The sequence below is a fragment of the Dinoroseobacter sp. S375 genome (assembly GCF_049800775.1).
Taxonomy (GTDB): Bacteria; Pseudomonadota; Alphaproteobacteria; order Rhodobacterales; family Rhodobacteraceae; genus Dinoroseobacter.
Window position 1 is genome coordinate 213,715 of sequence record NZ_JBNAFR010000002.1, and the last position, 14,068, is coordinate 227,782.

General features: G+C 64.9%; 16 protein-coding genes. 9 read left to right on the top strand and 7 right to left on the bottom strand.

Annotation, left to right across the window (positions count from 1 at the left end):
* The first annotated feature begins 58 nt into the window (after positions 1 to 58).
* Positions 59 to 640 (top strand): hypothetical protein, encoded by a 582-nt coding sequence (locus ACP150_RS05885; RefSeq protein WP_424965630.1) that lies wholly within the window; start codon positions 59 to 61, stop codon positions 638 to 640.
* A 57-nt stretch (positions 641 to 697) separates the two neighbouring features.
* Here the strand turns inward: ACP150_RS05885 and ACP150_RS05890 are convergent, their stop codons facing one another.
* On the bottom strand, positions 698 to 1,111 hold the full coding sequence (locus ACP150_RS05890) for a c-type cytochrome (protein ID WP_424965631.1): 414 nt from the start codon (positions 1,109 to 1,111) through the stop codon (positions 698 to 700).
* A 158-nt stretch (positions 1,112 to 1,269) separates the two neighbouring features.
* Between ACP150_RS05890 and ACP150_RS05895 the strand changes: the two genes are divergently transcribed.
* Together ACP150_RS05895 and ACP150_RS05900 are read left to right on the top strand one after the other, a co-directional pair.
* A complete protein-coding gene (locus tag ACP150_RS05895) occupies positions 1,270 to 2,235 on the top strand; it encodes an ABC transporter substrate-binding protein (RefSeq protein WP_424965632.1) in 966 nt (321 codons plus the stop codon).
* Positions 2,210 to 2,968 carry an ABC transporter ATP-binding protein gene (locus ACP150_RS05900; RefSeq protein WP_424965633.1) on the top strand — a complete coding sequence of 253 codons (759 nt, stop codon included), beginning with the start codon at positions 2,210 to 2,212 and terminating at the stop codon, positions 2,966 to 2,968. Before ACP150_RS05895 ends, ACP150_RS05900 begins: the two co-directional genes overlap by 26 nt.
* Here ACP150_RS05900 and ACP150_RS05905 read toward each other — a convergent pair.
* From ACP150_RS05905 to ACP150_RS05930, 6 genes are all read right to left on the bottom strand, one after another.
* Positions 2,908 to 3,459, bottom strand: coding sequence for a tetratricopeptide repeat protein (locus ACP150_RS05905; RefSeq protein WP_424965634.1), 552 nt, complete (start codon positions 3,457 to 3,459; stop codon positions 2,908 to 2,910). The genes ACP150_RS05900 and ACP150_RS05905 overlap by 61 nt on opposite strands.
* Positions 3,456 to 4,247: an ABC transporter permease gene (locus tag ACP150_RS05910; protein WP_424965635.1), complete on the bottom strand. Its 792-nt coding sequence runs from the start codon at positions 4,245 to 4,247 to the stop codon at positions 3,456 to 3,458. Before ACP150_RS05910 ends, ACP150_RS05905 begins: the two co-directional genes overlap by 4 nt.
* Positions 4,248 to 4,311: 64 nt before the next feature.
* The gene (locus ACP150_RS05915; RefSeq protein WP_424965636.1) at positions 4,312 to 5,031 is read right to left on the bottom strand and encodes an ABC transporter ATP-binding protein; all 720 of its coding nucleotides are present in this window, start codon (positions 5,029 to 5,031) and stop codon (positions 4,312 to 4,314) included.
* Between the two features lie 6 nt (positions 5,032 to 5,037).
* Positions 5,038 to 5,481, bottom strand: coding sequence for a hypothetical protein (locus ACP150_RS05920; RefSeq protein WP_424965637.1), 444 nt, complete (start codon positions 5,479 to 5,481; stop codon positions 5,038 to 5,040).
* A gap of 52 nt (positions 5,482 to 5,533) precedes the next feature.
* On the bottom strand, positions 5,534 to 6,502 hold the full coding sequence (locus tag ACP150_RS05925; protein WP_424965638.1) for a YVTN family beta-propeller repeat protein: 969 nt from the start codon (positions 6,500 to 6,502) through the stop codon (positions 5,534 to 5,536).
* An 81-nt stretch (positions 6,503 to 6,583) separates the two neighbouring features.
* A complete protein-coding gene (locus ACP150_RS05930) occupies positions 6,584 to 7,744 on the bottom strand; it encodes an ABC transporter substrate-binding protein (protein ID WP_424965639.1) in 1,161 nt (386 codons plus the stop codon).
* A 200-nt stretch (positions 7,745 to 7,944) separates the two neighbouring features.
* On the opposite strand from ACP150_RS05930, the gene pedF reads away from it, so the two are divergent.
* From pedF to ACP150_RS05960, 6 genes are all read left to right on the top strand, one after another.
* Positions 7,945 to 8,619 carry a cytochrome c-550 PedF gene (gene pedF / locus ACP150_RS05935; RefSeq protein ID WP_424966022.1) on the top strand — a complete coding sequence of 225 codons (675 nt, stop codon included), beginning with the start codon at positions 7,945 to 7,947 and terminating at the stop codon, positions 8,617 to 8,619.
* 114 nt (positions 8,620 to 8,733) lie between these two features.
* Positions 8,734 to 9,594, top strand: a complete 861-nt coding sequence (locus ACP150_RS05940; RefSeq protein ID WP_424965640.1) for a substrate-binding periplasmic protein — start codon at positions 8,734 to 8,736, stop codon at positions 9,592 to 9,594.
* 75 nt (positions 9,595 to 9,669) lie between these two features.
* The gene (locus tag ACP150_RS05945; protein WP_424965641.1) at positions 9,670 to 10,191 is read left to right on the top strand and encodes a CoxG family protein; all 522 of its coding nucleotides are present in this window, start codon (positions 9,670 to 9,672) and stop codon (positions 10,189 to 10,191) included.
* A gap of 44 nt (positions 10,192 to 10,235) precedes the next feature.
* Positions 10,236 to 10,724: a (2Fe-2S)-binding protein gene (locus ACP150_RS05950; RefSeq protein WP_424965642.1), complete on the top strand. Its 489-nt coding sequence runs from the start codon at positions 10,236 to 10,238 to the stop codon at positions 10,722 to 10,724.
* Between the two features lie 75 nt (positions 10,725 to 10,799).
* Complete coding sequence (locus ACP150_RS05955) at positions 10,800 to 13,175, top strand: xanthine dehydrogenase family protein molybdopterin-binding subunit (RefSeq protein WP_424965643.1); 2,376 nt, start codon at positions 10,800 to 10,802, stop codon at positions 13,173 to 13,175.
* A 48-nt stretch (positions 13,176 to 13,223) separates the two neighbouring features.
* Positions 13,224 to 14,012 carry an FAD binding domain-containing protein gene (locus tag ACP150_RS05960; RefSeq protein ID WP_424965644.1) on the top strand — a complete coding sequence of 263 codons (789 nt, stop codon included), beginning with the start codon at positions 13,224 to 13,226 and terminating at the stop codon, positions 14,010 to 14,012.
* Positions 14,013 to 14,068: the final 56 nt, after the last annotated feature.

Below are 14,068 nucleotides of genomic sequence, written 5' to 3' on the forward strand. Positions count from 1 at the left end.
AAAGTCGCAGATATCCGACCGCGCGGGCGACGTATTCTGGGCCCAAGGAGGAGTGTTCATGCCGTTCAAGACCCCAGTCCCGATCCTGTTGACGCGCATTTGCCGGGCCGTTCTGGCCTGTGCGGGGGCCTGTTGCCTCGGGGGGATCATGGCGACCTCGGCCTCGGCCGACGTCGCGACCCGCGCCGTTTACCTCGAAGCGCAGGATGGCACGCGTCTCGCCATAGCCGATCTGCTGATCGAGGACGGCGCCTATGACTTGTCCCTGCGGGACGCGCCCTTCTCGGATCACTTCCTGTCCATGCGCCCGTTCAAATGCCTTGCCGGGGCAGAGAAGCATTGGTGCTACGTCCCGTATCCCTACGAGAACGCCCGCAACATCAGTACCGAGTTCACGGATCTGGAATACGACCTGCTGTTTTTGTGGAAAGGGGCAGGCGAATACGGGATCAACATGTGGAACGGCGTCTACTACAAGCTGGAGGCCGAGGGCGACCGGCTGGTGGGCGTCATGCATGAGATGGATATGGATATCCTCTCGGCTCCGCCCGAGGATGGCGATCTGCGCCCGGTGCGCGCTGCCGATCTGGAACCCGCAGAGCCGGACAGCCATTGGCTGCCGCGGCTGGTCATTGAATAGGCGCGGAGGGGAGGGGCAACCTTTGCGATCACCCCGCCCCCTTTGGGTCCGGCGCGGTTACTCGTCCAGCGCCTTGTTCATCTCTACATCCGAGATGCTTTCGAGATAGGCGAGGATGAAATCCTGCACCGTGCGATCCGTGATCCCCACATGGCGCATCTTGGTGCCCGGCATGAAACCCTGGTTGTCTTCCATCCAGGCGCGCAGGGCGGCCGGGGTCCAGACGATGCCCGAGGCCTCGAGCGCGATGGAATAATCGTAATCCTCGACCATGCCCGCAGCGCGGCCCACGATGTTCTGCAGCGTGGGGCCATAGCTTTCATGGTCGGAATCAGGCGCGTGGCAGCGGCGGCATTCGGAGTTGTACAGGGTCTCGCCCGCGGTCACCTTCACCGCGTCAAAGGTTTCTGCCGTGGCGGTCGGAGCATACAGGCTCAGACCAAGGGCTGCGGCGATCAGAATTCGGGTCATGTCGTCCTCCATTGAGTGCCTGCACGCTAGGCCAAGCGGGCGCTCGGGGACTTGAGCTAGGTCAACAGAGGCGCCCGCTTGCATGACGCTTTAGTCGTATTTGACGCGGCTCGCCCATAGGTAGAATATGCGACCATTGGGAGGGTTTCATGACCTGTATGTCACGTATTTTGACCGGCGCTGCGGCGCTGGTGATCTCGACCGTTGCCGCCTTTGCCGACATGCCGGTGCTGCGCGCGCAAGTGCTGAAATTCGGCACGGTGAACTGGGAACTCGACACGATCAAGCATCACGGGCTGGACACCGCGAACGGGTTCGACCTGCAGGTGACGGGCGTGGCCGGGGGCGCGGCGGCCAAGGTCGCCTTTCAGGGCGGGGCGACGGATGTGATCGTGTCCGACTGGCTCTGGGTCGCGCGGCAGCGGGCGGCGGGCAAGGATTACGTGTTCATCCCCTATTCCAAGGCCGTGGGCGGCGTCATGGTGCCCGAAGGCAGCCCGGCGCAATCCCTCGCGGATCTCAAGGGCGACAAGATCGGGATCGCGGGCGGGCCGCTCGACAAGAGCTGGCTGATCCTGCAGGCCTATGCCCAGCAGCAATACGGGTTCGACCTTGCCGCCGAGACCGAGCAGGTCTTTGGCGCGCCGCCGCTGATCTTCAAGACCGCCCTGCAGGGCGATCTCGGCGGGGCGATCAATTTCTGGCATTTCATGGCCAAGATGGGCGCTTCGGGGATGCGCCAGCTGGTCTCGGTGGGCGATGCCGCCGAGGCGCTGGGGCTGGACAGTGAAACACCACTTCTGGGCTACGTGGTCACGGGCGAGATGCTGGCGGAGCATCCCGAGCTTGTGGCGGGCCTGTCGGCGGCTTCGCGCAGCGCCAAGGACATGCTGGCCGGGAATGACGCGGAATGGGACCGTTTGCGCGGGCGCATGAATGCCAAGACCGATGCGCAGTTCGAGGCGCTCAAGGCCGGGTTCCGGGCGGGCATTCCCGCCGAGGGGCCCGTGGATGAAGAGGCCGCGGCCCGCATGCTCGCCCTGATGGTTGAGCTGGGCGGAGAGGATCTGCTGGGGGCGGCGACGGAGCTGCCCGAGGGTGTCTTTGTCAAGCCGGGAAGCTGAGCTGGTCCGGCTGCCCGTGGCGCGCGAGACCCAGGACCCCACGGGCGCGCCCCCGGCGCCCGGGACGGGCAAGCCGCTTGTTGCGCTGACCCTTGCGGAGATGCGCTATGATGACGGCACGCTGGTTCTGGGCGGGCTCGACCTGACCCTGCGCGCGGGCGAGACGCTGGCCATCACCGGGCCCTCCGGGGTCGGGAAATCCACCCTGCTACGCATTCTGGCCGGTCTCGAGACCCGCTATACCGGCACGCTGCAGATGCCCGACCGGGTGGCGATGGTGTTTCAGGAGCCGACCCTGCTGCCCTGGCGCTCGGCCCGGGACAACATCCGACTGGCCACGGGGCTCTCCAGTGCGGGCGCGCTGGACGCCTTGGCCGAGGTCGGTCTGGCCGATCACGCCAGCCAGTACCCGACCCAGATGTCCCTCGGCCAGCAGCGGCGCCTGTCCCTCGCGCGGGCCTTTGGCAGCGCGCCGGATGTGCTCCTGCTTGATGAGCCCTTCGTCTCGCTCGATCCCGAGCTGGCGGAGGAGATGATGGTGCTCTTTGCGCGGCTCCGCGCCGCCCGGGGGCTGGCCACGGTGCTCGTCACCCATGTGGAGGCGGAGGCCAAGATGCTGGCCTCGCGGATCGTCACCCTGTCGGGGAGCCCGGCCCGCCTGGGCGAAGAGCGTCAGAACAAGGGCGCGTATTTCCAGTTATCCGCATCCGGGGTGACCTCGTCCAAATCATAGCCCGCGCCCTGCAGGCGGCGCGCGGCCTCGACGCCTTCGGCGGCGGCGGCATCGACCATCTGTCGCCCCTTGATCGGGTCCTTCGCGATCCCGCGCCCGCGCAGCAGGTCGATCCCGTGGTTGAACTTGCCCACCGCATCCCCGGCCTCCGCCGCGCGGCGGTTCCACTCGGCGGCGGCATCGGGGTTTTCCTCGGCACCCAGGCCATTATCGTCGAGCTGGCTCATCCAGGTCATCGCGCCGGTATAGCCCGCCTCGGCGCAGGTCTCGAAGATTTGCCGCGCAGTGGCGTGATCGCCCGATTTCGTCAGCATGTAGCCCGAGGCGCACATCACCATGCCGGTCTCGCCCCGGTTGGCCTTGTCGAGCATGGAGCCCCAGGTCATCTCCTCGGGGTTCAGCGTGCCGCCCGGATCGTCCTCCGCCTCGTCCGCGAGGACCGGCAGGGCGAGCGCGGCGAGCAGGGCCGCAAGGGGGGCGCGCCAGCTCATCCCTTGCGCTTGATCATGCCGCGCGCCGGGTCATAACCCCAGAGCGCCAAGGCCATGAAGGCCACGGTCGCCAGCAGGGTCCAGCCCAGGGCGGCGAGGTTCAGACTGCCATAGAGCGCGAAGCGGATGAGCTCGACCCCATGGGTGAAGGGATTCACCGCGCATATGTCATGGAGGAGTTCCGAGCTCTCGGCCATTTTCCACAAGGGGTAGAGCGCGGAAGAGAGAAAGAACATCGGGAAGATCACGAAGTTCATGACCCCGGCGAAATTCTCCAGCTGCTTGATGAAACTGGACAGGGCCAGCCCCAGCGCGCCGAGCATGAGCCCCGCGATCAACAGGGCCGGAAAGGCCAGCAGATAGCCATGCCAGGGCATGTAGATGCCGAAGGCCGCCGCGATGGCGAGAAAGGCGTAGGCCTGCGCGATCGAGATCAGGGTGCCCCCGGTCAGCTTGCAAAACAGCAGCCACCAGCGCGGCAGGGGCGAGGTCAGCAGGAGCCGCATGGACCCCATCTCGCGGTCATAGACGAGGCTGAGCGAGGATTGCATGCCGTTGAAGAGCAGGATCATCCCGCAGAGCCCCGGGACGATATAGACCTCGTAGGCGATGTAGGTCTGGTAGGGCGGGATGATAGACAGGCCAAGGGCTGCGCGGAAGCCAGCGGCGAAAACCAGGAGCCAGACCAGGGGCCGGACCAGGGCCGCGATGAAGCGCTCGCGCTGCTGGATGAAGCGAAAGGCCTCGCGGGAGATGATGGCGCGCAGGGCGATGAGATAGGCATTCATGGCGCGGGCTCGGCCTGCGGGACCGCCTCCGGCGGGAGTATTTGGAGAACAATGAGGGGGGCGGTCATGCCTCGGCTCCGGTCAGGGCGAGGAAGTGGTCGGTCAGGCTGGCCTTGCCGCGGATGCGGGCCGTGGGTCCGTCGGCGCGGATCCTGCCCCGGTGCAGGATCAGGAGCTGGTCCGTATCGCGGATCTCGTCGGTCAGGTGGGTCGCCCAGAGCACCGTCAGGTTGCGCGCCGCGCAGAGGTCGTGGACATGGGCAGTGATGGCCGCGCGCGAGGCGGCGTCGAGCCCCACGGTCGGCTCATCGAGCAGAAGGACTGACGGGTCATGGATGAGGGCGCGAGCGATCTCGGTCCGGCGGCGGTGCCCGCCATTGAGGTTGCGCACGGTCTCGCGTCGCCGCTCGGTCATGTCCAGAAGGTCCAAGGCGGCATCGATCCGCCGTGCAGCCTCGGCCCCGGCCAGCCCGTGCAGGGCCGCGAAATAGCTCAGGTTGCGGTCCACGGAAAGCGACATGTCCAGCGTGGTCTGCTGGAACACCACGCCGATCTCGGCGAGCGCCGCACGCGGAGTCTCCCGCAGGGCGTGCCCGGCCACGGTGATCGCGCCCTCGGCACTGGTGAAGAGCCGCGTCAGCAGGCCGAACAGCGTGGATTTCCCCGCCCCGTTCGGCCCAAGCAAAGCGCAGAACGCGCCCTGGGGGATGTCAAAGCTGACCTCCGCAAGGGCGCGTTTGGAGCCGTAGGAAAAGCTCAGATCGCGGACGCTGAGGCCCGTCACGCGGTGTTACTCAATGGTGATGTCAATGCGCTGGGTCTCTCCTGTGGAGCCTGGGATGCGCAGGAAGTAATTGCCTGGCTTGATTGCCACGAAGCCTATTTCCATTTCGCCTGCGTCGTCAAACTCGATGGAGTTCACGCCGAGGGGGCGAATCTCCAGATCATTGACCACGATCTCGTCGATCCAGATGGCGCGGAAGAATTCCGAGCCTTCGAGGGCCAGCTCGGCAGAGCCGTCGCCTTCGATCTCGAACTCGTAATAGGTGCCCGAGGTCAGCACCCAGGGCGCCTCGGAGAGCGGGACGCCGGAGCTGAGCGTGATGGGGGGCAGATCGGCCTTGTTGGCCGAAGACAGGATGCCAGCGCGGCCCCATTCGTCACGCGGTGCGCCATCGGCGGCGGCAAGGCCGGGCAGGGCGAGCGCGAGGGCGGTGAGGGTCAGGGTTTTCATGGGTTCGGTCCTTTGGTGGAGGTCGTGGTCGCAACAGGTCTGGAGGGCAGGGTTATTCCGTGGGGCGCAGGGCTGCGCCCCAGGGGAAACGGCCCACCTTGATGGATTTGATTGCTTCGCGCTTGGCCACATCGATTACGGTGACATCGCCGGAGACGCCATTGGTGGTGAAGAGCAGGGATTTGTCCGGTGAGAAATCCATGTGCCAGACCCTGCGGCCCACGAGGATGTAATCCTCGACCTCGTAGGTTTCGGCATTGACCACGGCCACATGATTCGACGGCCCCAGCGCCACGAAGGCATGGGTGTCGCCCTCGGTGAATTCAAAGCCCACGGGCTGTACCCGGTCGGGGTGAATGCCGTCCACCTCGAAGCTGATCTTGGCGATCTCGGTCTGGTCGGCCACGTTGAAGATCGAGATCGTGCCGCCGATCTCGGCACTCACCCAGAGCTGTTCGCCGTCCTTGATGAACTCCGCATGGCGCGGGCGGCTGTCCACGAGGGTATTGGCGAAGAGCTCTTGGGTCTCGGTATCGATCCAATGGGCCATGTTGGTGGTCTCGGATGTGGTGATGGCGATCTTGCCATCGGGGGAGACGGCCATGCCCTCGGGCTCGATCCCGACATCGATCTGGGCGATCACGGTGCGGGTTTCTGTATCGACCACCGTGGTGATCGCGTCATCCTCGTTGGCGATATAAAGGTGCCGGTCGTTGGGGTGCAGCACGAACTGCTCGGGATCCTCGCCCGAGGGCAGATCATGGAGGATCTCGCCCGTGACCGGGTCCATCACCTGCACCGTGTCGCTGTCGGAGGCGCAGATATAGACGCGGGTAAAATCCTTGGAAAAGGTGATGCCGCGCGGGCGCTCGCCGGTCTCGAGTGTGCGGACAACCTCGAGCGTGGCGATGTCGATCACGCTGATCGTGTCATCCTTCTCGTTGGTCACCCAGATCTCGCCCGAGGCATGGGCGGCGGTGGAGGCGAGAAGGAAGGCGAGGGTGGTCAGGGTCGGTTTCATGGTCAGGCTCCGGCTCTGGTGGAGGGGGCAGAGGATATCTTCGCCCCCCAGTATCTGGGTGTGTCGTGGCTTGGGTCGGCCTCAGTTGAAGGCGGTGCAGGCGCTCTCGGGAGCGTCGAGGCCGAGCGTGTCGAGCTCGGTCCGCGGATGCAGGAACCCCTCAAGCGGGGCCTGCGCCACGAGCGCCCGGGGATGCACGATGGGGATCGGCTGGCGCAACTGCCCGTTCCACTGGCGAAAGGTCAGGGGGCGGCCCTTGAACCCGGCAAGTTCGAACGTGTCGCCGAGGATATAGGCGCGCAGGGTCGGCAGATCGGCGGCAGAGGTGCGTACCACCGCCTCGCCAAGGGACCGCATGGCGGCCCAGGCGGCGTAATCCACAGGGGCCATGTCGCGCTCGGCGGCCTCGGTGAAGCGCGATTGCAGCTGGGCCGCGCCCCATTGCTCGACAACCGGGGACCAGGTGCGGGGGCTGAGCCCCTCGGATCCCGCGACCGGGCGCGGCTCCCACGTGTTGTAAAGGATGTAGCGCCCGAAATCATTGACCTCGTCCGCGATCAACAGCGCGTCGTAATCGCCGAATTCCTGCGTGAAGAGCGGGACCTCTTGGGCGGCGTTGCGGCGCATATCCGCGTCAAAGGCCCAAGTCTTCTCGGCTTCGAGGTCCAGCCCGAATTTCGTCAGCGAGGTCCGCAGCGCCTCGGCATAGGCGACATCCACGGGGTAGGTGCCCGAGATCATCACCAAATCGGTCCAGCGCTTTTTGACCAACAGTTGGGCCAGCGCATCCGTGCGCATCGCGTCCGATGGCATCGTATGCAGCAGGTTGCCCCGGCATTCGGCATCGCGCAAAGCCATGTCCCCGGAGGCAACGTTGAAGATCAGTGCCTCGGCCGCCTCGGGCATATCGGCGATCGCCAGAAGATCCTCGGGGGCCGCATCCACCAGCAGATAAGGGGTCTCGGCAAGGGCCGCCCGCGCCGCCGAGAGCAGGTCGTCATCTTCGGCCACCTCGGTCACGGTCAGCATGTATTTATGCCCGAGAAACCGCCCGGTGGTGGTGTTGTCGTCCAGCCCGAGCGCGGCGCCGGCCAGCCCGAGATCCTCGGGCACAGGGTCCAGATTGGACAATGTGGGCGGCGGCGGGATGTCCTGGCGCAGGTAATGCACAGACAGCTCCACGGCACTCGCGGCGGTTGTCAGAATAGCAGTCGCACAAACGCTCAAGGCGAGTTGGTGCATGTGATCCTCCCGTTTGGAACCACGGTAGGCGGAGCGTCACCGGGTGTAAAATGCGACCAATGTCCAAGGCGTTCGGGGCCTATTTCCCGCCTTTGAGGGGGGCTGGCTGCGACCTCTTAAACCAAAGTCCAATTCTGCGAGCGCATCCTGTCGACTACAACGGCCTCGACATGAGAACACTGATGCGGGAGCCGAGGACCATGGACCTGACCAAGACCGCCCACCTTGTGGGGATCGCCCTTTTCACTGCCACGATGGCCGTTGCCCATGGCGACGTCGCCCCGCAGCCGGTCGATACCGATGCGCTGCCCGAAGTGGGCGAGGAGTGGCTGATCGAGAATCCCTACCGGGAGCTTGACCCGGCGCTCTGGAAAGCCGCGATCGACATCGGATCGTCCGGCTACAACCAGAACTGCGCGCGCTGCCACGGGCTGGGCGCTGTCTCTGGCGGGCTTGCGCCGGATCTGCGCTATCTCGAGGCCGAGGAATATGGCGACGAGTGGTATGTCGAGCGGTTCCAGTACGGCTACACCCAGAACGGCATCACCAAGATGCCCGCCTTCGGGGAGCTGCTGGGCCAGAAAGCCGCCTGGGCAATCCGTCTCTATATCGAGACCCGTCCCGGCGAGGGCGCGCTCGACGATCATCAGGCGCGGCTGAAAGAGATCCGCGACGAGTTGATGAGCGGCAGCGTGTCGGATGAAGCGGCCATGAAGGCCGAACTCGAGGCGATTGCCGCTGAGGTCTACACCGAGAGCGGCGCACCCCTCGCCGACAGCATCGCCTGGCGCGCGGCGGCCCAGCTGGCCGGTTCGCCCCAAAGCTACAAGACGGCGGCGGAAACCTTGACGGTGGGTCTGTCTGCTGCGCAATAATCAAGGCTCGTGATCTCCGGCGCGCGCAAAAGATCAAAAAAAGCGCGCCGGACCAACAGCATGGGAGGAAGAATGGTCCGCGTTTCCAACTGGATTTCGGCTGCCATCTTGTCAATGATCACCTTGAGCGCTCCGGCCCATGCGGACAGGTGCGCCGATTGGGTCCCACAGCCCAAGCCCCAGAATGCCAGCCGGGATATCGTCGGCCAGGATCTCGACACGATCCAGGAGCGTGGCTTCATCACCATCGCGGTCTATGACGACTTCCCGCCCTATTCGTGGAAAGACGGCGCGACCCCGCGCGGCATCGATGTGGAGATCGGCAAGCTGATCGCCGCGGATATCGGCGTCGATGCGCGGTTCAATTTCGTCACCGCGGGCGAGACCCTGGATGCGGATCTGCGCAACAATGTCTGGAAAGGGCCGATCGTCGGCGGGGCCGTGTCGAACATCATGATGCGGGTGCCCTATGACAGTGCCTATACCTGCCGTGTCGAGCAGGTCGTGTTCACCGGGCAGTATTACAAGGAAAGCATCGCCATCGCCTATGACGCGGCGAGCTATCCCGAGGAAAAGCCGGTTCCGGCCTATTTCCGCTTCGACACCGTCGCGGTCGAGAATGACTCGATTGCGGATTTCTACCTGTCGAGCCTCGCGGGCGGGCAGCTTTTGAACAACATCCGTCGCTTCCCCACCATGGAGGAAGCGATGGCCGCCCTCGCGGCGGGCGAGGTGAAGGCCGCCATGGGCCCCTTGGCCCAGCTCGAACATGGCCAGACGGAGACCATCGGTGTGCATCAGCCGCCCTTGCCCGGCTTCTCACGCGGGAGCTGGACCATCGGTCTGGGCGTGCATTTCGCCTATCGCCCGCTCGCGTATTGGGTGGATGATGCCATTCGCTATGCGCTGGATGACGGCCGGATCGAGACGATCTTTGCGGATTATGGATTGAATTTCAGCGCTCCGGAGCGCTGAGCCTACAACTTTGGTACGAGTAGTCGCATGCGAACGGCGTGTTAGGCTCCCGTAGAACGTGAAAGGACGACCCCGATGCACCTCACTGACTCGCGCGATATCGCTGCGGACCCGCAGACGGTCTGGACCTCGCTGCTCGATGCGGAGGTCCTCAAGGCCTGCGTGCCCGGCTGCCAAGAGATGCATGGCTCCCCCGAAGAGGGGTTCGAGGCCGTCGTCGTCCAAAAGGTCGGACCGGTGAAGGCCACCTTCAAGGGCGCGGTCGAGCTGCAGGACATGGTCGCCCCCGAAAGCGTCAAGATCGTCGGCGAAGGCAAGGGCGGCGCGGCTGGCTTTGCCAAGGGCGGGGCCAGTGTCCGGCTCGAGCCGATCGAGACCGGCACACGCTTGCATTACGATGTGGAGGCCAAGGTCGGCGGCAAGCTCGCCCAGCTCGGCAGCCGGATCATCGACGGATTTGCCAAGAAGATGGCGGATCAGTTCTTTGCCAAGTTCCAGGAAACCGTCGAGGGGCCCGCCCCCGAGGGTGAGGATCCGTCGCCCGAGGGTGGCGAAGGCGAAAAGAAGAAAGGGTGGCTCAAGAAGCTCGTCAGCTGAGCACTTGAACCGCTGTCAGACATCAGGATTCAGGGAGGATCTGTATGACATCTGTGACTATGACCGTGAACGGCAAGGCCCGCTCCGGTGACGTGGAGGGCCGCACGCTTCTGTCGTCGTTCCTGCGCGATGAGCTGAACCTCACGGGGACCCATGTGGGCTGCGACACCAGCCAGTGCGGGGCCTGCGTGGTTCATGTGAACGGCGAGGCGGTCAAGGCCTGCTCGATGCTGGCGGCCGAGGCCGATGGCGCCGAGGTCAAGACGATCGAGGGCATGGCCAATCCGGACGGCTCGCTCTCGGTGATCCAGGCAGCCTTCCAGGAACACCATGGTCTGCAATGCGGGTTCTGCACGCCGGGCATGGTGATGTCGGCGGCCGCACTGCTCAAGGACAACCCCAAGCCCTCCGAGGCCGAGATCCGCGAATATCTCGAAGGCAATATCTGCCGCTGCACCGGGTACCACAACATCGTCAAAGCGATCATGGCCGCCTCCGGTCAGGACGTCGCGCCGCCGATGGCTGCGGAATAAGGCCAGCACGCGATTGCTTGGGCGCGACCCCGCGCCCCGGATCCATAGACCAAGGTTTTTCCCAGGGAGGAATGCATGCCCAAAGACGGTGGCATTGGCGCCAGCTCAAAGCGCCGCGAAGACGTCCGGTTTCTGACCGGCCGTGGACGCTACACGGACGACATCAACCTGCACAACCAGACCTACGCTTATTTCCTGCGGTCGGAAGTGGCCCATGGCACGATCAACGGGATCGACACCTCTGCCGCTGAAGGCATGGACGGTGTGGTCAAGATCTTCACGGCCAAGGATTTCGAAGGCGTGGGCGGTGTGCCCTGCGGCTGGCAGGTCACCGACCTGCATGGCAACCCGATGAAAGAGCCCAAGCACCCGGTGCTGGCCGAAGGCAAGGTGCGCCATGTGGGCGATCCGATTGCCGTGGTCGTCGCCGAAAGCCTTGAAGAGGCCCGCGACGCCGCCGAGGCGATCGAGGTCGATATCGACGAGCTGCCGGCGGTCATGGACATGCCCTCGGCCATCGCCGAAGGCGCAACCAAGGTGCATGACGATCTCGATGACAACCTCTGCTACGAGTGGGGCTTTGTCGAAGAGAACCGTGCCGCGGTCGATGAGGCGATCAAGAACGCCCATCACGTCACCACGCTGGAGCTGACCAACAACCGTCTGGTCGCCAACCCGATGGAGCCCCGCGTCGCCGTGGGGGATTTCAACCCCGGGACCGAGGACTACACCCTCTACACCACCTCCCAGAACCCCCATGTGATCCGTCTTTTGATGGGCGCCTTCGTGCTGGGCATCCCCGAGCACAAGCTGCGCGTGGTGGCCCCGGATGTGGGCGGCGGGTTCGGCTCCAAGATCTATCACTATGCCGAAGAGGCCTTCGTGACCTTCGCGTCGGCGCAGATCCGGCGCCCGGTGAAATGGACCTCCTCGCGCTCCGAGGCCTTCGTGTCCGATGCCCATGGCCGCGATCACGTGACCAAGATCGAGCTGGCGCTGGACGAGAACAACAAGTTCACCGCCCTGCGCTGCGATACCTACGCCAATATGGGGGCGTATCTGTCGACCTTCGCGCCGTCCATCCCGACATGGCTGCACGGCACGCTGCTGGCGGGGAACTACACGACGCCGCTGATCTACACCAACGTCAAGGCCGTCTTCACGACGACGACGCCGGTGGATGCCTATCGCGGGGCCGGTCGCCCCGAGGCCACGTTCCAGCTGGAGCGTGTGGTGGACAAGGCCGCGCGGGAGCTGGGCGTCGACCCGGCCGAGCTGCGCCGGATCAACTTCATCAAGCCCGAACAGTTCCCCTATGACACGCCCGTGGCGGTCACCTATGACACCGGGAACTACCACGCGACCCTTGAAAAGGGGCTCGAGATGGCCGGCGTCGACACGTTCGAGGCCCGTCGCGAAGAGAGCGCCAAGAACGGCAAGCTGCGCGGTCTGGGCATCGCCCACTTCATCGAGGCTTGCGGGATCGCACCGTCGAACCTTGTGGGTCAGCTCGGCGCGCGCGCCGGTCTCTACGAGAGCGCGACGGTCCGGGTGAACGCCACCGGGTCCATCAGCGTGATGACCGGTTCGCACAGCCACGGGCAGGGGCATGAAACCGCCTTCCCGCAGGTTGTGGCCGAGATGCTCGGTATCGATGAGAACATGATCGAGATCGTCCATGGCGACACCGCCAACACGCCGATGGGCATGGGCACCTATGGCTCGCGCTCCATCGCGGTGGGCGGCTCGGCTATGGTCCGGGCGACCGAGAAGATCATCAACAAGGCCAAGAAGATCGCGGCCCATCTGCTCGAAGCCGCCGAAGGCGATATCGAGCTGAAGGACGGCGCCTTCTCGGTTGCGGGCACGGATAAATCCGTGGCCTGGGGCGATGTGACCCTCGCGGCCTATGTGCCGCATAACTACCCGCTCGAGGATATCGAACCCGGACTGGAGGAGACGGCGTTCTACGATCCGTCCAACTTCACCTACCCGTCGGGCGCGTATATCTGCGAGGTCGAGGTGGATGCAGAGACCGGCAAGGTCGAAGTGCTCGGCTTCACGGCAGCGGATGATTTCGGCAACGTCATCAATCCGATGATTGTCGAGGGTCAGGTCCATGGCGGCGTGGCGCAGGGCATCGGGCAGGCACTGCTCGAGAACTGCTCCTATGACGATGACGGGCAGCTCCTGTCGGGGTCCTACATGGATTACACCATGCCCCGTGCGGATGACGTCCCGATGTTCGAGGTCGACCATTCCTGCATCACGCCCTGCACCCATAATCCGCTCGGGGTGAAGGGCTGCGGTGAGGCCGGGGCCATCGGCTCCCCGCCGGCGGTGGTGAACGCGGTGATCGATGCCCTGCACCGGGCGGGCCACACCCATGTGACCCATATCGACATGCCGCTGACGCCGAGCCGCGTCTGGGCTGCGATCCACGACAAGTAAGCGACGGGTTCCGCCTCCGGGCGGAGCTCCCACAACTGGGAGAAAGAAATGCACAATTTCGACTTTGTGAAACCAAGCACCGTCGCGGATGCTGTCTCGGCCCTGTCCGGAGAAGAGGCACAGGCCCTGGGCGGTGGACAGACCTTGCTGCCGACGATGAAGCAGCGGCTCGCAGCGCCCGAGACCCTTGTCAGCCTGTCCGGCATCGACGAGATGAAGGGCGTGTGCAGCAATGATGCAGGCGAGATCTGCGTCGGCGGTGGCACGGTCCATGCGGTGGTCTCGAAGGAGACCGCGTCGAGCTATCCGGGCCTCTCGGCCCTGGCGGGCAAGATCGGCGATCCGGCGGTCCGCAATCGCGGCACCATCGGGGGCAGCCTGGCCAATAACGACCCGGCGGCTTGCTATCCGGCAGCCGCACTCGGCTCGGGCGCGACCATCGTCACCAATGCGCGCGAGATCGCGGCGGATGACTATTTCCAGGGGATGTTCACCACAGCCCTGGAGGAAGGTGAGATCATCACCGAGGTCCGCTTCCCGGTGCCGGAAAAGGCCGCCTGGCAGAAGTTCGTCCAGCCCGCCTCGCGCTTCAGCCTTGTGGGCGTCTATGTGGCGAAATTCGCCGATGGCGTCCGCGTTGCCGTGACCGGAGCGTCCGAGGAAGGTGTCTTCCGTTGGAGCGAAGCCGAAGCTGCCCTGAGCAGCAACTTCTCGGCCGATGCCCTCGCGGATCTGTCCGTCTCGGCGGATGGCATGATCAGTGACCTCCACGGTACGGGGGCCTATCGCGCCCATCTGGTCAAGGTTCTGACAGGACGCGCCGTCGCCGCCGCCTGAGCCTGAGCGCAAGAGACTGCAAAGCCCCGTCCGGTCCCCCGGGCGGGGCTTTTGCG